Genomic DNA, 18262 nt, shown 5'->3' on the forward strand with positions numbered 1-18262 from the left:
TGTTTGTGAAGCGGTGTGATCCTGAGCGTTTCACAAGAAAATCCTGGTTATGCTCAGGTAGATTCCCAGAATTATGAAAACTATGCCGGTAATTGTCCTCGCCCAGAATTCGAATCTGCTGATTTGCTTGAACATCTGCGCGACCAGCTTGGTGCTTATGGCAATGCCGATTGCAACTACCACGACAGGTAGGCCTGTGCCGATACCATAGATTGCAGGAATCATTAGCCTGGACTGTTCATTGACGGCGAGGGGTATTACGCTTCCAAAGAACAGTGCAGCCGATACAGGGCAGAAGGTAAGGGCGAACAAAGAGCCAAGAATCAGGGCACCAAGCAGACCTTTGCTCTTGATCTTCTCTTGAGACGTAGTATCCAGATTTCTTCCCTTGTTTCTAAAACTTAGAAGTTCAAGAAGAAACATTCCAACGATGATCATTATCGGACCAATCAACTTTCCCATGTATTTCTGGAGGAACCTCGACAGACCCGGAGCCGCCGTCAAGCTTGAAACAACTACTGCACCTATGACAACATATGTCAGTACCCTTCCCAGTGTGTAAAGAAGTCCTGCGGCCACCGATCTTTTGGGGCTACCGATATTCCGGCTGATAAAAGAAACCGCTGCAATGTTCGTAGCCAGAGGGCAGGGGCTAATGGAGGTCAAAATCCCGAACCAAAGAGCGGAAATCATTGAAAACGCAAAGTTGTCCATCAGTTCACCCCCAAAAAAGAAGCTACTTCATCTCTCACATATTCAATGTACTGGTCTTCCTCTTCTGAAAGGTCCCAGGCATGCCACAGTTCCTTCCATTCACCGGGCTTCCCGTCTATGTATTGCTGGATGACAAGAGTGTTATACATGATAGTGTAATCTTCGAGGTAGTGGTGATTCTCCGGAAGGTCTATGTTTACCACTTCCCACCTCAAGGTCCCCGTTCCATATTGTGAAGAAAAGTATGTCTCGACTGCTTTCTTTGCGTTTGCCTCCATGTCCAGGCATACCTTACAACGGATAGTTCCGTGAAAGTAATAAAGAACAACAAAATCTTCTGGAAGAAAAGGATCATCCTGTTCTTCAAGAATGGATTCTCGAGACTTCGAAGACTGAGAAATGAGTTTGATTTCATCGTACGCAAAATAAGTAATACTGATCAAGACGAGCAGTAGTAAGCAGATGGTAATGATTCTCTTCAGTTTCACGTCTCACCCCCACAAAAAAGCAGTTATGCAATTACGGTTTGACTTCGCCAGTCTTCCAAGGTGGGCTTGCAACCGAGGTGGATAGTGGCGCTGCGCATGGCTAGTAGTTCCTTATCCCGTCATCTGAATTCATTTCAGAATCTCTTTCTTAGAAAGGCTTTCAAACAATTGCAATCGATCTCAATCTCCAGCGAAAGAGCTTTAGATTCTGAAGTCCATGGTATTCTTAAGTTTCGACGGCCCCATTTTGTATCCTTTGCCGAGCAAAAGGACTAAAGCAAGTTCTGCTGGCAGCCCGACCTCAATCATTTTCTCAATTGTAGACTTAACGTTATACTCTATTCTTCGAAACTCATATGAGACGCTCTGCTGGATAACATCGACAATCAGATAGCAGGCTTCAGGGTTTCCATCCTTTGGTCTGCCAACACTTCCATCATTGAAGACGAGTTTTCCCATCGCCCAGCGAACCATAGGAAGATGAGTGTGGCCGTTAACGATGACATCAGCTTTGACCCTCTCCAGCACTTTCTGTAGCCTTTCGCTTGAAGTATCTGGCCTTATGTACTCAAGTAGATGATCTACAGGGCTTCCATGAACAAGAAGAAATTTCACACCCTCTTCTTCGAATTCCAATGTGTGAGGAAGTGAACGTAGGAACTCCTTAGCTTTAGCTGAAGTGTTGTCTATGGTCCAGTTTAAGGACTCGTCTCCAACTTCCGTTTCTCTGCCGGGATTATATGCGCAGCCGCAGCTTTTCTTTTCATAACCTATTGCATCATCATAATTTCCCATTATCGTAGGGATTTTAAGGTCGCGAATTCTTTGAACAACCTCTTGTGGCTGAGGGCCATACCCTACTAGATCTCCGAGACAGTAAATTCTTTCAATGTTTTGACTCTCAATATCTTTCAGCACTGCTTCGAGAGCCTCAAGATTTCCGTGTATATCCGAAAAGAATGCTAATCTCATCACTTTTCACCACACTTCTTGCGTCTTTCTCGCTTTTTGATTCCGAATTGCTCGATAGCGACATTTAAAACTTCATCAACAAACTCTGGGCAATCGGCCATGCTGTAATATCTCCATCTACCGTCTTTCCTCGCCTGAATCAACCTGGAATCAGCCAGTGCTTTCAGGTGCCTGGAAACTGTCGGCTGCGGTAGTTCAAGCATATCTTCGAATTCACAGACACATAATTCCTCATGAAGTTTGATAAGGCCCAGAAGTCTCAGATTTGTCTCATCTGCCAGGCTTTTCATGACTTCTGGGAGATTATAGATAAGCATCTTCAATCCTGTTACCCCCTATCCTTTCGAGAAGTCGAACGAAGCTCTTCTCTTTTTCATTATTGCGACCAACGAAAGCATAACCGGTACTTCGACAAGCACGCCGACTACTGTAGCCAGCGCTGCACCGGAATTCATACCGAAAAGTATAAGTGCAACCGCTATTGAAAGTTCAAAGAAATTCGACGCGCCGATAAACGTCGATGGTGCGGCCTCGGCATAGTCTATCTTTAGCTTTTTCACTGCATAGTATCCAATGAAAAAGATTAGATAGGTCTGAATCAAGAGAGGGACGGCTATTAGAAGTATGTGGAGGGGATTGTCTATAATCGTCTTGCCCTGGAACATGAATACTAGTACAAGGGTCAACAATAGTCCAAGCTTCGTGAATGGATCGAATCTCCTTATTACGGTTTCGTTCAGATATTTCTCGCCTTTTCTTTTCACCACTATCCTTCGAGTCAGAAGCGCCAAAGAAAGAGGAATCGCCACATAGAAGACAACCGACCAGAAAATAGTTGAGAAGGGTACCGGGAAGCCTGTCGATACTCCTATTAGAAACTTACCCATTGGTGCGAAAAGAAAGAGAATAACCAGATCATTAATTGAGACCTGTACAAGCGCGTAGTTTATGTTTCCCTTTGCAAGATATGTCCAAACTAGAACCATCGCTGTGCACGGAGCCAATCCCAGCAATACCATCCCTGCAACATACTCATTAGCAAGTCCATCAGGAATTACTGGATTGAAAAAGATCTTCATGAAAAGCCATGAGATAAAGGCCATAGTAAACGGCTTAATCGCCCAATTGACAACCAGTGTTACCAGAAGAGGCCTGGAGTTCTTTTTTACGTTTACTATCTCTTTGAACTCAATCTTTAGCATGATCGGATACATCATGAAAAGTAGGACTATTGCTACAGGAATTGACACATTAGCTATTTGCCAGTTTCCCAGGGAATTTGAGAGACCGGGAAGAATGTTGCCCAGTATGGCCCCTAGAAACATAGCTACTCCCACCCAAACTGTTAGGTATTTGCTGAATACGTCAAGTCTCTGTTCCAATATATTTACCTCCAATATTCTCACATTCGAATATATGGATATGATACTCGCCTATTGTTTTCTGGGCTTTTTCAGAAAGTTAAGTTTCATTGTTGCACAACAATGCAACATAAGTTATTCTAGATTGTACTTCAATGGAGGTGTCTGATGAACAAGAGGACAGTAATGCTTTTCAAGGCACTGGGTTGTAGCTGGCGACTGAAAATACTTGAGCATCTTTCAAAGGGTACTATGTGTATTTGCGAGCTCGATGACCTTTATTTGATTGACAAGACAACTCTCTCAAGACACGTTAAGGCACTGGTAGATACGGGCCTCGTCAAGGAGAATAGAAATGGCACGAGAAAGGAGCTCAGCATAGCAGATAGAAGAGTCCTGGAGATTATCGAGCTTGCCAAGTCAATCACTGATGTGTCATTACAAGAATCGGAGTAGATGACTGTGTACAGCATCGTAATCTATTTAATAACTGGATCTCTTCTAGTTATCTCTCTCATTGGAAGTCGAAAAAAGACTCTTATGGCGCTCAAAAAAGCATGGAGATCATTTGAGGGAATTCTACCTGAACTTATTGCTATTCTGCTTTTTATCGGATTGCTTATCGCGCTGCTGAATCCCGACACAATCTCGCAGCTGCTAGGAGAAAGTTCGGGAGTTTGGGGGTTGCTGATAGCTTCAGTAGTGGGGTCTATCACGCTGATCCCCGGTTTTGTCGCTTTTCCTACGGCGGCCATGTTGCTCGATAATGGTGCCGGGATACCTCAGATAGCTCTTTTCATCTCCACTCTGATGATGGTAGGAGTTGTCACTTTTCCGGTAGAGAAGAAATATTTCGGAAGTGGGCTGACGATTATGAGAAATGTGATGGCATTCGTATTCTCGTTTATTGTGGCTGGTCTTATGGGAATGATTCTGGGATGAAGGCGAAAAGGTATATCTTTCCGCTGGCAATGGCAGCGGTCGTTTCTGCTGTATTTGCCGTCGACAATCAGGTTGGGCGCAACGCGTTGAGCATTACTGGATCGAGTTTTCTAGAAATGTTGTCCGTTATTCCTCCGATATTTATTCTATTGGGCCTTCTCGATGTCTGGATTCCGAGAGAGAAGATTATCAGACATCTGGGAGAGGAATCAGGCATTAAGGGAATAGTACTTTCCTTTCTTCTTGGAGCGGCTGCGGCGGGGCCTTTATATGGAGCCTTTCCAATAGCAGCAGTCTTCATGAAGAAAGGAGTGAAGTTTTCGAACGTGCTGATCTTCATTGGAGCATGGTCAACAACTAAGATTCCGATGTTTATGTTCGAGATGGGATCGCTGGGAGCAGGGTTCGCTCTGCTCAGACTGGCGATAAACATTCCGGGGACACTACTGATGGCGATGATACTCGAGAAAATAACCGGCAAGGAAAGTATTGAGGCGATTTATGCACAGGCTAGCAGCATGAGTGAATAGGAGGCATTCTTGAGATGGAGAAAGATTCAAAGAAAGAAGTGACGAGATTTGGATTGTTAGCAGCTGGTTTTCTGGTTTTCTATTTTCTTCCTTTTGGAAGTCAATATGTACAAGATGCAATAATCAGCGGTTTTACAATGCTTGGTTCATATGCAAGAGAACACGTACTTCTCTGTCTAGTGCCTGCCTTTTTCATAGCAGGCACAATCACTGTATTCATACGAAAAGACGCAATACTCAAGCTGCTCGGCCCAGATGCCCGAAAGATTATCTCTTATCCGATTGCCTCTGTCTCTGGCGGAATTCTAGCCGTTTGCTCGTGTACGATTCTCCCTCTTTTCGGTGGTATCTACAAACGAGGCGCCGGTCTTGGACCGGCAGTTGCCTTTCTCTTTAGCGGTCCGGCAATAAACGTTGCCGCGATCTTTCTTACTGGAAGCGCGATTGGATGGGAAATAGCACTTGTGAGAATCGTTGGGGCCTTGACTTCGGCAATCTTGATTGGCTTAATGATGCAGAGCATCTTTAGAGAAAAGGGATCAGGAGGTTTTGCGACTCAGGAATCGGATGATCAGGTTTCTTGGCCCGAGGCGATTGGTTTTCTGGGTCTCCAGATGACTTTCTTAATTGTTGGCGGGCTGGCTATCAACCCGATTGTTAAGTCATCAATACTGATTATCTCCGCTATTGCAGTTTTTGTGATGGCTATACGTTTCAAGGGAGAACTGAGAAATCAGTGGATAGGTGAAACATGGGATTTTGCAAAGAAGATCCTGCCGTATCTTTTCTTTGGGGTCTTTGCCGCTGGAATAATATCCAGCGCGCTTCCGCAAAGTTTCGTGGAATCGCTTCTTGGAGGTAACAGGCTCGGCTCAACTCTCTTCGCATCCGTCTTTGGAGCTTTCATGTATTTTGCGACTCTGACCGAAGTGCCTATCGTCCAGTCGCTCATGTCTCTGGGAATGGGCAAAGGTCCTGCCCTGGCGCTCTTCATGGCTGGTAACTCACTTAGTTTGCCTAGCATGATAGTTATCACAAGACTTCTCGGAAAGAAGAGAGCATTCACTTACTTTGGACTGGTAGTGGTATTCTCCACACTGTGGGGATTCATATATGGAAATCTATTTTAGGATTAAGGAGGTTGCACAATGAAGATCGAAATCTTTGGTTCAGGCTGTCCGAGGTGCAAGCAGACAGAAAAGATTATGAAGATGGCCGTTGAAGAGATGGGTTCAGATGCGATAGTGGAGAAGGTAACAGACATGATGGTGATTATGGAGAAGGGAATAGTATCGACTCCCGCTGTCGCAGTGGACGGGAAGATCGTTCTATCAGGGAAGATACCCTCACTAGATGAGGCGAAGAGACTTATCAAGGGTTGAATGAAGAGATGTTTAGATGATAGATTAGTGGAGGGGGTGGCCCCTCCATTTTTCAACCATGTGGCTGGAGGTCAAGAATGAAAGTGGTAGCCTTTAATGGAAGTCCGCGCATTGATGGAAACACCTCTAAGATGATTGAAGAAGTCTTCGCCGTTCTAAATGATGAAGGAATAGATACCGAGATAGTCCAAATTGGCGGTAGTCGTGTAATGGGATGCACTGCCTGCAATGTTTGCTTCGAGACGAAGAACAAGAGATGCGCAATTGATGATGATTATGTGAACGGTTGCATAGAAAAGATGCTTGATGCAGACGGAATTATCTTTGGGACGCCAACGTATTTTGCAGATCTCTCGCCCGAGGTGAAGGCTCTGATTGACAGAGCTGGAATGGTGGCGCTTGCCAACAACGCTATGTTCAAGAGAAAAGTGGGTGCGGCCGTAGTAGCGGTTCGAAGAGGAGGATCGATTCACGCATTCGATTCTGTCAATCACTTTTTCCTTATCTCTCAGATGATAATTCCCGGTTCATCATACTGGAATCTCTCGATAGCCTGGCGAAAAGGGGATTTCGAGAAGGATAAAGAGGGAATTCGAACGATGAGGGTTCTCGGCGAAAACATGGCCTGGTTGCTAGGAAAGATCCATGAGTAGTCTGTTGTCTTGAGAACCTTTGTCAGAATTTCTACCGAACTGGAATAGGTGGCAGGCTCTCTCTGAAAGAGCATACGGCTGACAAGGCTCTAAATAGAAAACAGCTACACTATCTGCTTCTTTATGAGAAGCTGGTTTCACTGAGTATTTCATGACACTTCATATTACACTTCTAAACGAAACTCGATTTCCCCCTATGACCTATGGTTGTTTCGTTTCTTGCAGACAAGATTTCAGCATTCGAGTCCTATTTCCGACTCTTTGAAAAGGGCGTTTCGAGAGCGAAAAGTGGTATCTTGTTTGTATGTTTGTTGTTGTGTTGGAGGTGTGAAAGTGAACGCGTGGATAGAAACTCTTGGATCGATAAGCTTCATTCTTCTTTTCATAAACACATCCCTTTTTCTGACAAGATGGTTCTACCGCAAATTCAACAAGAGGCTTGAGCGGTTTCCCTGGGAGGGTTTCAAGAAACTTATGGTAATACTGGCAACTGTTCATCCCTGGACTGGAGCAATTCTTCTCTTAACAGCCTTGTATCACGGTTATCTTGCGACGGGGGGTTTCGTACTTTACAGTGGCAGTCTTGTGTTCATCGGGGTATTTGCGCAGTTCATAGTCTATTTGCTGGGAAAGTATGTTGCGTCTATGAAGAAGAAATGGAGACCCATACACAAAGGTCTGATGATAGTCACATGGGCGCTGTTTCTTTTCCACATTCTAGCGCCATATTCTATTTGGATTCCAATCCTTTAGTTTATTGTCGCTAGCGATCTCAGAAAAGGCATTACAATCCCGAGAAACTCCCCAGGGCTTTACTCGTGTGGCAGGTGACCGGTATTTTGAATGATGGACAACTGAGCTAATGGGAGCTCTTTCGCAAGCCTTACTGAGTCCTCAACGGGAACTATTTTGTCGTTATCTCCGGTGATAACTAACGATGGTACAGATATCATAGGGATTTTTGAATAGTCATAAGCTTTTCTTGCAAGCGTCAGTTCCCATAAAGCCCTGTCCCAGTTTTCCGTCTTCAATGGTTTTTCGTATCCTTCAAGAATATCCGGGGTGAGCTTGTCGGTATCGTACCAAGCCAGATCGAGCAGATCTCGTGAGTTTCTCAGGAAAGCTCTGGACAAGAGCGGGCCAAGATATCTGCCTTGCGGGGTGCTTGTCAAGAGTCTGAATAAAAAATTATCTGCGTCGGCATTGTATATCGCAGCATCTACAAGTACCAGTCCAAGAACCTTTTCTGGGTACTTCAGCGCTGTTTCCAGCGCAGCGAGTCCACCGGCCGAGTTCCCAATTAGGATAGCCTTCTCAAATCCAAAATACTGCATTAGTAATGCCGTAAGTTCCACCTGGCCCTCTAGAGAATAAGGATTGAAAGCCTTCAGTTCTTCTCCAATAGGTCTGGAAGTGAGACCAAACCCCGGTCTATCAAATGCGACAACGGTGAACTCTTCAGATAGAGGTTCTATAACCTCACGCCAGGAAAATGCGCTTGCGCCGAATCCATGAAGTAAAATTATCAAAGGAGCACCCTCGCCGAAAATCTTATAATGTATCTCAATGTTGTTGATTTCTGCAAACATGCTATCACTGTCGGCCAAAATTCTAGGATTTACGGTGTCCTCAAGGTCATTGACCGGTATCAGGAAAGGCGCGATAAGCAGCATCGCGAGAAGTGAGACCACTATTAGGAGGACCTTCATTTTCCGGGCACTCGATTCTGAATAGATGCGAAGGCCTTGTTAACAAGCTGCTCGGGATCAACCCCGTCCCTTGGAAGCAAGACGAATCCCGAATTGAGTTCCAGAGAAGGTTCTCCGCTGACTGCTTTCCAGTTTTCGAACGAGTCAAGTGCCTTTCGGAGTATAGTGCTTGCACTCCTTTGATCTTTGAGATCTTCTGCAAGCAAGAGGAATTCGCGTCGAGAGAATCTGCAAAGTGTGTCGCTCTTTCTGATCCCCTTTATTAGTTCATCCGTCATGTTTATTATGGTTGATTCCTCTATACTTGAAGTGCCGTCACTGCTGCAAAGCTCAAGGGCGGCCACCATTGATGACAGATTGTTTCTCCTGTTCCTAAATAGCGCCATGTTCAGTCTATCTCTGAAAAGCACGTAGTTTGGAAGACCGGTTTCGCCGTCGAAGTGAGCGAGTTGTGCGATAGTCTGTTCTGCCAGTTTGAGGTCGGAGATGTCCTCAGCCACAAAAAGAAAATATCTCTTTTCTGCAGCCATCAATCTCTTGATGTAGAATCTCAGCCACCTTCCGCTCCGCTTCATGTGACGATACATCATAGAATCCTCACTTGAATGTTTAAAGTCTTTTATCTTCTTTGCGATTTCTTCTCCACTGTGTTCTATCAATACTGAGCCGCTATCATTTGAAAACACTACCTGTGAGTTTTCATCGAAAATCGCTATCGCATCTTCAATGTTCATAACAACCTGCACCACAAGATCAGAGAAGTTTTCGGGAAGGTTTTCAGATAACATTCTCACACCACCTTTGTGCTACCAACGTCTATATTCTAACCTTTGACATACAAAATCAGACACTTGTTTTTGGAGGGCCTGTAGTATATTGGTTGGGAGCCAAGACCGAAAGTCATATTTGTGAGACCAAACGATAGAAGTTGACGAAGGAGGAGTGGACGATGAAGAGAAAGTGGGGTTTGATTGCAGTTTACGCATTTTTATTTGCACTCTTTCTTCTGCAAGAATGTGACCGTTCAAAGATTGTGACTGCGGTCACCTCGGTAATCGACGGTGATTCCCTGACAGTAAGGGCTCTCGATGGTACCGTAAGACTTATTGGAATAGATGCGCCCGAGATCAGGCCGGGGAGTAAACCTGAGGGACAGTTCGCAGAAGAAGCGAGAGGGTTTTTGGAGCAGATGACGCTTGACAGCGGAAAGGTTACTCTTGAGCTCCACGGAAAGGACACTTATGGTAGGCATCTTGCCTACGTCTTCGATTCCAACGGCACATTTGTAAACGGGGAAATTGTGAGGCAAGGTCTGGCGAGACCCTTAACTTACGAGGAAACATCTCAATACTCATCGGAGATAAGAGATGCCTATAGAGATGCTTTCAGTAATAGGAGAGGAATCTTCTCATTGTACGACAATTCTCAAGTCTATGAAGCCTCATTTGTAAGGAGAAACCTGAATTCATACAAGTCAGGAGGCTTCATGGGAAAGATAATTTGGATAGAATTCATCGTTACAGACATAAATGGGTTCAGTATCATCGGCAATGATGTCGTTGCAAGAGTCAGGTCTGAAGAGGCAGCGCTCTTCGTTCAGGGTTCTATTGATTTTCAGAGATTCTACAGAAAAAGAATTAGAGTCTATGGAGAAGTCTGGCAAGACACTTCCGGTAAAGTCTTGATCCTCTTGAGAGACCCGGGAATAGAGATAACTGGCGCATTCCAGTTTGCAAATGTCTTTCCCCTTGCTGTTTTCAGAGCCGCCTTGAAGTCTTTTTGATCTGAGAAAAGAGATCTTCTTCAGCTGCCGAATTGACAGCGCAGGCTGAACATGAGAAAATAAGTTGCAAGTGAGTTGCGCAAATGATATGCAAGCAGGAGGTGCTTTTTGAGAAAATTGACATCGCTTAGACGAGAAATCCTTGAGATAATTAACAATTCTGATGCGCCGCTTAATGCAGATTCAATCCACGAAATGCTCAAAGGAAGCCCGAATCTCTCAAGCGTGTACAGAAGCCTTGCCTTTCTGGAAGAAGAGGGATTAATACGTTCCGTATCTTTTGAGTGTGAGACCAGGTTCTATTTCAGTCGTCAGAAGGAGCCGGTTCATTTTCTGCACTGCAAGAAATGTCATAAAACGGAACCATTTTATGAGTGCATTGCCGACTCACATGCAGAATCAGTTGCTGAAGATCGGGACTTTACGATTACGGACCACGTTTTCTATTTCATCGGAATCTGTGGAGAATGCAAAAGAAAAATATTCTCCGATATCGAGGAGGGAAAAATGTGAGAATTAGACCGATGATGAGTTCAATTCTGCTGATTTTTCTATTTGCAGCTACTGCATTGCCGCTAAAAATCGTTGCAACAATAAACCCTTACTATTTGATTCTCAAAGAAATCGCCGGTCAGGAGGCGCAGGTAGATCTTCTTATTGGACCAGGTCAGAATCCTCACATATTCTCCCCAAAGATCTCAGACATAAGAAAGCTCAACGATGCAGATTTGGTGATTGCGAATGGTCTGGATCTGGAAGTTTTCCTGGAACCTTATCTTGATGATTTGACTTCACGGGGAAAGACTGTTATATATATCGGGAGTCTTTTGCCGGATGAGCTTCTTGTGAATGAAGAGGAGAATGGTGATGACGATGAATCCGGACACCATGATAATCCTCACATATGGCTCGATCCGATTATTCTGTCGGATTATGTGGTTCCAATTCTAGTTAGAACATTGTCTACTCTTGATCCTGGCAATTCCGAATTCTTCTCTTCTAGTGCGGCGAGTTTGATCAAGAATCTTCAAGAGTTCAACGACAAAACAGCCTCATATTTGGAGAGATTTGAAGGAAAAACTGTAATTGTAGCTCATCCCAGCTTCTCATACTTTTTCAGAAGATATGGAATACAGCTTGAGCCTGTTCTGGAGGGTGTTGGAGATGAGCCCACGATTGGGGAAATAATGAAACTAGTTGATTTCGTAAGGAATCAGGATGTGATTGGGATGTTTGCGGAATACCAGCAATCGAAGAGAGCATTAGATATATTGACGGATGAGACCTCTGTAAAATATGGAGAATTGGATAGTCTTGGCATCTCGATGGGCAGTATTATTGAGTTGCTTCAGTGGAATCTGATCGAAATGAAGAGGGTATTTGATGGAGAGTAGAATTCTCAGAGTAGAGAATCTTAGCTATAAGATTGGAAGTCACTGGATTCTCAGAGATGTTTCTTTCGATATGTCTCGTAGAGAATTTGTCGGGATAATTGGACCGAACGGGGCCGGAAAGACAACTCTAATCAAGGCTATTGTTGGCGATCTTAACGATTATTCGGGAAAGATATTTGTTTCGGGCAGAATAGGATACTTATCTCAGAATCCGGAAAGACAACGCGACTTTCCTATAAGGGTGAGAGAAGTGGCCGGCATGGGACTTTACGGGGAACGCGGAATTTTGAAAAGCTTTAGAAAAAGCGATTGGAGGAGAGTGGAGGAACTCCTTGAAACAGTGGGAATCCTGGATCTGAAAGATAGGAAGGCCGGTACGCTATCCGGCGGTGAGTATCAACGATTAATGCTAGCAAGGGCATTGGCTTCCAATCCTGAATTGCTAATACTTGACGAGCCTGAAGCTGGTGTGGACGAGATGGGAAAAGCTTCTTTTTACAGGCTGCTGGATTTTCTAAAGAATGAGAAGAATATGGGAATATTGATGATAAGCCACGACATTGGAATGGTTTTCGAAGCATGTGATACTGTGATGTGTATCAACAAGACTCTTCATTGCCACACTGCGGCGGACAGAATCACGCCTGAAGAGGTGCAATTGGCATTCTCCGGTGATTTTGATCTCTTCATAAGGTCCAGGGACCACTTCGAGAGGGAACATAACATATGATTCAGGATTTTATTAGAGATATTATTGAATATGCTTTCCTTAGAAACGCAATATTTGCAGCGATTCTCGTAAGTGCGCTTACCGGGCTTTTTTCAAGTGTAGTAGTGCTAAGAAAGATTGAATTTATTGGAGACGGTGCAGCTCACGCAACATTCGGAGGCATTGCTTTCGGCCTGCTTCTAGGGACCGACTATATATTTATGGCTGCGATCACTGCCGTGGTTTTTGCTGTTGCAGTAAGCTATTTTACGAGAAAGAATAAGTTGTCTGAAAGCAGTGTTATCGGAATGTTACTTCCTCTATCAATGGCATTGGGCGTAATTGCCCTCTCATTTGTGAAAGGTTACACTCCCGATGTAATGGGACTTTTCTTTGGGAACATTTTGATGGTAACTCCTGAAGATGTTTGGATGCTTCTGATAGCTGACATTGCCGCAATAGTCTTTTTTACGGTATTTTATCGTGAGCTCTTGTATTACTCTTATGATGAGGGGATGGCAAAACACTTTGGTGTGCCCGTTGGCTTCATACATTACGGAGTACTGATTGGTATAAGTCTCAGTGTGGTAAGTTCTGTAAAAATCGCTGGAATTATTCTGGTTACCGCATTCCTGGTGATTCCTGCGGTTACTTCGAAGCTAGTTGCACGTTCGTTTAGAAGTATGATTGTGATTTCGGTAAGCATGGCAGTTGTAGCAAGTGTTATTGGCATGTTCATTTCATACGTGTTTGATATACCCCCTGGACCAGTGATTGTTATAATGCTCTTCTTAGAGTTTCTGATGACGATCTCAATGAAAGGACTCATTCGAGGTCGAATGTAATGAACTTGACAATCAGGCTCACGGATTGTGAGCAAATCATGATATCAGAAAGCTTTGTGGATTTTACTGGCAGTATCGGTAGATTCTCTGATTCACTCAAGAATTACATTAATTCAGAGTGGAGGACTGGGGAACCCAGATTCAGGAAGGAGAATGGATATGAAGATAACTGTTCTGTGCAATGACAAGGCTATTGAAGGCTTTGAAAGCGAACACGGTGTGTCTTTCTTCGTTGAATTAAACGGTAAAAACTATCTGTTTGACACGGGATCTACTGATGTCGCAGTTAAGAATGCCACAAAGCTAGGAATAAATCTCTCCAGAATTGAATTGATAGTAATTAGCCATGGTCACTATGATCATCTTGGAGGGCTGGGAAGTGTGCTTCGGGAGGCCGGGGGAAAGAAAGTACTGGTGGGTGAAGGAAGCTTTGAGAGGAAGTTCAGTGAGACAACACTTTCCAGCCCTGAAGATGGGAGAACCGAATATGAGCGCCTCGGAGCAATTGTTGAAACAGTGGGGACTTCAAAGGAAATTGCTGACGGAATCCATGTAATGACTGCAGCACCTTTTGTTACTGAAGAAAGACCTGGAGAAAAGCACGTGAAGATTACTGAAGGGATCAAGAAGAGAGATTTCTTCGACGATGAGCTGTCTCTCTCTGTTCTTGAGAATGGTAACGTGACAGTAATAACCGGCTGCTCACACAGGGGGATTGGTAACATCGTGAAGCAGGCCTCGGGATTTGGAAAAGTGAAGAATGTGGTTGGGGGTTTACACTTGCTGCATAAGACTGAAGAGGAGCTCGAAGAAATCTTTGAATATCTATTGGGTTTCGATATCGATAATTTCCATATTGGTCACTGCACAGGTGACAACGTAGTGAAGAAGATCGCAGAAAGATTTCCTGTCGAAGTGCGAGAGCTTATGGCCGGTGATAGTTTTGAGTTCCATGATTGAAGCACTGTGGTATGAGTTACATCCCATAATTTGTTTTCGATTATAGACATTAAGGAGGTTTATGAAGTGGATAGGACTTTGAATTTCGAGTATTTTTTGCCTACAAGGCTAGTATTTGGCGTTGGATCAGTAAACAGAGTTGGAGAGTTTGCAAAGTCTTTGGGCAAAAAGGCACTAATTGTAACTGGTAAGAGCAGTACGAAAAAGACGGGTCTTCTTGATAGGGTTATAGCTATTCTAGAGAAGAATGGAGTAGAAACGGTCGTATTTGATGAGATAGTTCCAAATCCTCTTTCATCTACGGTTGATAAAGGCGCGGAGTTTGCGAACAATGAAGGATGCGATCTAATCATTGGTCTCGGTGGGGGAAGCCCTGTAGATTCGGCAAAACTAATTGCTGTGGTCGCCAAGGATGGCGGTCATTGCTGGGATTATACGGGATCTGGGGGAGGAAGAGTTCCCAAATCGGCGTTACCAGTCATCGCTATTCCCACTACTCACGGAACCGGAACCGAGTCAGATCCCTTTGCAGTAGTGACGAATACAGAAACTAACGAGAAGATTGGTGTTGGATTTGATCAAACATTTCCTACAGTTTCCATTGTTGATCCCGAGGTTATGAAGACTCTTCCACCCTATCAAACGGCGGCAACCGGAATGGACGCTTTCTACCACGCTATAGAGTCCTACATAAATACAAACCACCAACCAACTTCGGACCTTCTCGCGTTGGAAGCCATGTCGCTTATAAATCATTATCTACCTATAGCTTACAGGGATGGCAACAACATCGAAGCTAGAACAGCTCTTGCATGGGCAAGTACCGCGGCAGGCATTTGTGAAACACTTTCTGGCTGTATTGCAAATCATTCCCTCGAGCATCCCATAAGCGCCCATTATGATGCTACACATGGAGCTGGACTTTGTGCAACCGGTCCTGCTTTCTTTGATTACATCAGGCCTCATACAAAAGAGAGACTGGCCAGAGTAGCTCAAATAATGGGAGCTCCTGAAAGTGAAATAGATATCGATAGGCTTTCAAAAATGTCAATAGAGATAATACACAGGCTTCAAAAAAGCGTTGACATCGATATAAGTCTAGAGGAACTTGGAGTAGAGAAGTCTATGCTTGGAAGGCTTGCTGAGGATGCTATGAGAACGATGGGAGCTCTTGTCGAAGTGACACCGGGCAACCTGAAAACTAAAGACCTGGAAAGGATATTGGAAATGTCTTACTGATCCGGAGCTGCAAAAAAGAGCTTAAATTGGCGAGAATATAAGTTTCCTAGATAAATCTAAAAGAACTGGGGGTTTGACCCAGCGTATCTTCCGTTTTTTTTGTTTCTTACAAGGACATCCGAGATTGATGCCAGAGGTCAGAGCGTTGAGGATAATGAAGGAGAAAACGTCCTTGGTCCTTCGGGAAGATCAGTTGCAAGTTGCCTGTTCCAAGTTGCAAGGATAAGAACCGCTGTGCGCTTAAAAGCGAGAACCCGCTGACGCTGATGAAACCACGTTGCCCGTCAACAGTCCTCCGTCCCCCGCCGAGACCGCAAAACCAGATCCCGAAACTAGTTCGGGATGACAGCGAATGGTTATTCCTAAAAGCCAGATTCTGTCATTCCGACAAAGTTCCTGGTCGGAATCTTGATGCTATTGCTTCACAGCTCTCCTCGGCGAAAGGATAACCATAAAGCGGAGAACCGGTTTGTCTTGATCTTCCGACCCCCAACCACCAACCTCTGACCCCGACCTTTGCTCTTACAACTCACAACTTGCAACTTGGAACTGATCCTTTGCTCTTCCTACCACCTACCTGCTACCCGCAACCCCGGTTTTTCTCTTCAGCTACTTCCTTCCATCTTCTGCAGGCGTGGAAGTGGCCCTCTTCTATCTCCTGTAGTTGAGGTTCTTCCTTCTCCCAGCATTCTTCTTTTGCATAAGGACATCTCGGATGGAATCTGCAGCCCTTTGGAATATTGGCAGCAGATGGAATCTCTCCCTTTATAGGTACTACCTTGGGTTTGTTTACCTTTCCGGCTACCGGTTCACATACTGCAGCAATGAGAGCCCTTGTGTATGGATGAACGGGATTGTCTATAACATCATCGGGAACTCCTATCTCTATTATCTTTCCAAGGTACATGACCGCTATCCTGTCCGTGAAGTATCTCGCAGTAGAGAGATCATGAGTTATGTAGAGATAAGTCAGTCCGAGGTCTCTCTGCACTTCCTTCATCATGTGGAGTATCTCTGCCCTGGTTGAAAGGTCTATCATGGATACGGGTTCATCTGCAACGAGCAGTTCGGGATTGAGAAGAAGAGTCCTCGCAGTAGCGGCCCTCTGTCTCTGACCACCGGATAACATGTGGGGATACCTCACAAGGAATTCATCTGGAGGATTGAGCTTGACTTCCATTAAAGCCTTCTCTATCATCTCCATTCTTGCATTCCTGTCTTCTCCTAGTTTGTGTATTATGAGAGGTTCTTCCATAACGTCCCTTATCTTGAACCTCGGGTTCATGGAAGCGTATGGATCCTGAAAGATCATCTGTACGTTCCTTCTGTATCTCTTCAGTTCATCTTTCTCTATATGAGTGACATCCTCTCCGTTTAGAAACATGGTGCCGTCTGTGGGCTCGAGGAGTTTCATGATAAGCTTTCCCGTTGTAGTCTTTCCACATCCTGACTCTCCGACAAGACCGAATATCTCGCCCCTGTTTATTGAGAAGGATACTCCATCAACTGCTTTGACGTAGTTGTGTTCACCCTTGAAGAACTGGGATATGCTTCTTCTTATTGGAAACCACTTCTGAAGGTCTTTCACTTCAATGATCTTTTCGGTCATCTCTTCTCACACCTCCAGCAGGCCACCATGTGTTCCTCTTCTATCTCAATAAGGGGTGGTTCTTCTTCTTTGCACTTATCCATGGCCAGGGAACATCTCGGATGGAATCTACAGCCCGATGGAGGTTCGAGCAAGTCCGGAGGAGCACCGGGGATGAACGATAGTTCGCTTACCTTTGCGTGAAGTCTGGGAGTTGCAGCCAGCAAGTTTCTCGTATACGGATGACAGGGTCCCTGTTCTCCGTATATCTGCTGGTTTGTTCCTATCTCCACTATCTTTCCAGCATACATAACTGCTATCCTGTCTGACACCTCCGCCTCCGTTGCAAGATCGTGAGTTATGAAGATGAATGAAAGGTCGAGCTTCTCTTTAAGGTCTTTGAGAAGGTTTATAATCTGAGCCTGCACTATAACATCCAGGGCTGTGGTAGGTTCGTCACAGATTATTACCTTCGGTTCGAGAAAGAGGGCGGTGGCGATGGCGATTCTCTGTTTCATTCCTCCTGAGAGTTCATGTGGATATCTCTTTACTATATCGCCCGAGAGTCCAACTAGGTTGAGATACTTCTCTATCCTCTTTCTCGCTTCTTCCCTCTCCATCTCCCTGTGTTCCTGCAAAGTCTCCAACATCTGTTTTCCTATTGTGTAAACGGGAGTGAGAGTATTCATAGCACCCTGAAAGACCATGGAAATCTTCTCCCAGCGGATGTTCCTTCTCATTTCATTCTCTCGCAGAGGAGTTATGTCTATACCGTCGATCTCTATCCTTCCTCCGACAATCTTTCCGGGGGGAGTGGGCATCTTGAGAAGGGCGAAGCCTGTAGTTGTCTTTCCACAGCCAGACTCTCCAACGAGACCAAGAGTCTCTCCCTTATTCAGAGAAAAAGAAATGTCGTCTACAGCCTTAACCACACCTTTGCTCGTATAGTAGTAAAGCTTGAGGTTATCTACAGTCAATATGTTATCCATAGTC

The 18262-nt window shown here is 44.6% G+C and carries 23 protein-coding genes; 14 read left to right on the forward strand and 9 right to left on the reverse strand.

Annotated features, from left to right (window positions below; all coding sequences use genetic code 11):
• Positions 1-30: 30 nt before the first annotated feature.
• The 5 genes from B3K42_RS06115 to arsB all read right to left on the reverse strand — a co-directional run bounded on the left by B3K42_RS06115 (position 31) and on the right by arsB (position 3556).
• Positions 31-714 carry an aromatic aminobenezylarsenical efflux permease ArsG family transporter gene (locus tag B3K42_RS06115; RefSeq protein ID WP_110990719.1) on the reverse strand — a complete coding sequence of 228 codons (684 nt, stop codon included), beginning with the start codon at positions 712-714 and terminating at the stop codon, positions 31-33.
• Positions 714-1202: a nitrophenyl compound nitroreductase subunit ArsF family protein gene (locus tag B3K42_RS06120; RefSeq protein WP_110990720.1), complete on the reverse strand. Its 489-nt coding sequence runs from the start codon at positions 1200-1202 to the stop codon at positions 714-716. The genes B3K42_RS06115 and B3K42_RS06120 overlap by 1 nt, the downstream gene beginning before the upstream one ends.
• A 201-nt stretch (positions 1203-1403) precedes the next feature.
• Positions 1404-2174, reverse strand: a complete 771-nt coding sequence (locus B3K42_RS06125; RefSeq protein WP_110990721.1) for a metallophosphoesterase family protein — start codon at positions 2172-2174, stop codon at positions 1404-1406.
• Positions 2174-2491, reverse strand: coding sequence for an ArsR/SmtB family transcription factor (locus tag B3K42_RS06130; protein ID WP_258367351.1), 318 nt, complete (start codon positions 2489-2491; stop codon positions 2174-2176). Before B3K42_RS06130 ends, B3K42_RS06125 begins: the two co-directional genes overlap by 1 nt.
• 18 nt (positions 2492-2509) lie before the next feature.
• Entirely contained in the window at positions 2510-3556 is a 1047-nt protein-coding gene (arsB, locus tag B3K42_RS06135; RefSeq protein WP_110990723.1) for an ACR3 family arsenite efflux transporter, read from the reverse strand.
• Positions 3557-3703: 147 nt separating this feature from the next.
• On the opposite strand from arsB, the gene B3K42_RS06140 reads away from it, so the two are divergent.
• The 7 genes from B3K42_RS06140 (at position 3704) to B3K42_RS06170 (ending at position 7795) form a co-directional block, all read left to right on the forward strand.
• Positions 3704-3991, forward strand: coding sequence for an ArsR/SmtB family transcription factor (locus B3K42_RS06140; protein WP_110990724.1), 288 nt, complete (start codon positions 3704-3706; stop codon positions 3989-3991).
• Positions 3992-4477 carry a permease gene (locus B3K42_RS06145; protein ID WP_110990725.1) on the forward strand — a complete coding sequence of 162 codons (486 nt, stop codon included), beginning with the start codon at positions 3992-3994 and terminating at the stop codon, positions 4475-4477.
• Complete coding sequence (locus B3K42_RS06150; RefSeq protein ID WP_110990726.1) at positions 4474-5007, forward strand: permease; 534 nt, start codon at positions 4474-4476, stop codon at positions 5005-5007. The genes B3K42_RS06145 and B3K42_RS06150 overlap by 4 nt, the downstream gene beginning before the upstream one ends.
• 14 nt (positions 5008-5021) lie before the next feature.
• Complete coding sequence (locus B3K42_RS06155) at positions 5022-6137, forward strand: permease (protein WP_110990727.1); 1116 nt, start codon at positions 5022-5024, stop codon at positions 6135-6137.
• A gap of 18 nt (positions 6138-6155) precedes the next feature.
• Positions 6156-6389, forward strand: coding sequence for a thioredoxin family protein (locus B3K42_RS06160; protein WP_110990728.1), 234 nt, complete (start codon positions 6156-6158; stop codon positions 6387-6389).
• Between the two features lie 77 nt (positions 6390-6466).
• On the forward strand, positions 6467-7042 hold the full coding sequence (locus tag B3K42_RS06165) for a flavodoxin family protein (protein WP_110990729.1): 576 nt from the start codon (positions 6467-6469) through the stop codon (positions 7040-7042).
• Positions 7043-7375: 333 nt separating this feature from the next.
• Positions 7376-7795 (forward strand): hypothetical protein, encoded by a 420-nt coding sequence (locus B3K42_RS06170; protein ID WP_110990730.1) that lies wholly within the window; start codon positions 7376-7378, stop codon positions 7793-7795.
• 59 nt (positions 7796-7854) lie between these two features.
• On the opposite strand, the gene B3K42_RS06175 is transcribed toward B3K42_RS06170, so the two are convergent.
• Both B3K42_RS06175 and B3K42_RS06180 read right to left on the reverse strand, forming a co-directional pair.
• A complete protein-coding gene (locus B3K42_RS06175; RefSeq protein ID WP_292597597.1) occupies positions 7855-8751 on the reverse strand; it encodes an alpha/beta fold hydrolase in 897 nt (298 codons plus the stop codon).
• A complete protein-coding gene (locus tag B3K42_RS06180) occupies positions 8748-9539 on the reverse strand; it encodes a diguanylate cyclase domain-containing protein (RefSeq protein WP_110990731.1) in 792 nt (263 codons plus the stop codon). The genes B3K42_RS06175 and B3K42_RS06180 overlap by 4 nt, the downstream gene beginning before the upstream one ends.
• A 161-nt stretch (positions 9540-9700) precedes the next feature.
• Here B3K42_RS06180 and B3K42_RS06185 point away from each other — a divergent pair, with 161 nt between their 5' ends.
• The 7 genes from B3K42_RS06185 to B3K42_RS06215 all read left to right on the forward strand — a co-directional run bounded on the left by B3K42_RS06185 (position 9701) and on the right by B3K42_RS06215 (position 15681).
• Positions 9701-10534 (forward strand): thermonuclease family protein, encoded by an 834-nt coding sequence (locus tag B3K42_RS06185; protein WP_110990732.1) that lies wholly within the window; start codon positions 9701-9703, stop codon positions 10532-10534.
• A gap of 108 nt (positions 10535-10642) precedes the next feature.
• Positions 10643-11047 carry a Fur family transcriptional regulator gene (locus B3K42_RS06190; RefSeq protein WP_110990733.1) on the forward strand — a complete coding sequence of 135 codons (405 nt, stop codon included), beginning with the start codon at positions 10643-10645 and terminating at the stop codon, positions 11045-11047.
• A complete protein-coding gene (locus tag B3K42_RS06195) occupies positions 11044-11928 on the forward strand; it encodes a metal ABC transporter substrate-binding protein (RefSeq protein WP_110990734.1) in 885 nt (294 codons plus the stop codon). Before B3K42_RS06190 ends, B3K42_RS06195 begins: the two co-directional genes overlap by 4 nt.
• Positions 11918-12658 (forward strand): metal ABC transporter ATP-binding protein, encoded by a 741-nt coding sequence (locus tag B3K42_RS06200; protein ID WP_110990735.1) that lies wholly within the window; start codon positions 11918-11920, stop codon positions 12656-12658. The genes B3K42_RS06195 and B3K42_RS06200 overlap by 11 nt, the downstream gene beginning before the upstream one ends.
• On the forward strand, positions 12655-13482 hold the full coding sequence (locus B3K42_RS06205; protein WP_110990736.1) for a metal ABC transporter permease: 828 nt from the start codon (positions 12655-12657) through the stop codon (positions 13480-13482). Before B3K42_RS06200 ends, B3K42_RS06205 begins: the two co-directional genes overlap by 4 nt.
• A 159-nt stretch (positions 13483-13641) precedes the next feature.
• Positions 13642-14442: an MBL fold metallo-hydrolase gene (locus B3K42_RS06210; RefSeq protein ID WP_110990738.1), complete on the forward strand. Its 801-nt coding sequence runs from the start codon at positions 13642-13644 to the stop codon at positions 14440-14442.
• A 66-nt stretch (positions 14443-14508) separates the two neighbouring features.
• Positions 14509-15681, forward strand: a complete 1173-nt coding sequence (locus B3K42_RS06215) for an iron-containing alcohol dehydrogenase (protein ID WP_110990739.1) — start codon at positions 14509-14511, stop codon at positions 15679-15681.
• Between the two features lie 580 nt (positions 15682-16261).
• On the opposite strand, the gene B3K42_RS06220 is transcribed toward B3K42_RS06215, so the two are convergent.
• Complete coding sequence (locus B3K42_RS06220) at positions 16262-17290, reverse strand: ABC transporter ATP-binding protein (RefSeq protein WP_110990740.1); 1029 nt, start codon at positions 17288-17290, stop codon at positions 16262-16264.
• Positions 17287-18258 (reverse strand): ABC transporter ATP-binding protein, encoded by a 972-nt coding sequence (locus B3K42_RS06225; RefSeq protein ID WP_110990741.1) that lies wholly within the window; start codon positions 18256-18258, stop codon positions 17287-17289. Before B3K42_RS06225 ends, B3K42_RS06220 begins: the two co-directional genes overlap by 4 nt.
• Positions 18259-18262 lie beyond the last annotated feature (4 nt).

Source organism: Mesotoga sp. UBA6090, from assembly GCF_002435945.1.
GTDB lineage: Bacteria > Thermotogota > Thermotogae > Petrotogales > Kosmotogaceae > Mesotoga.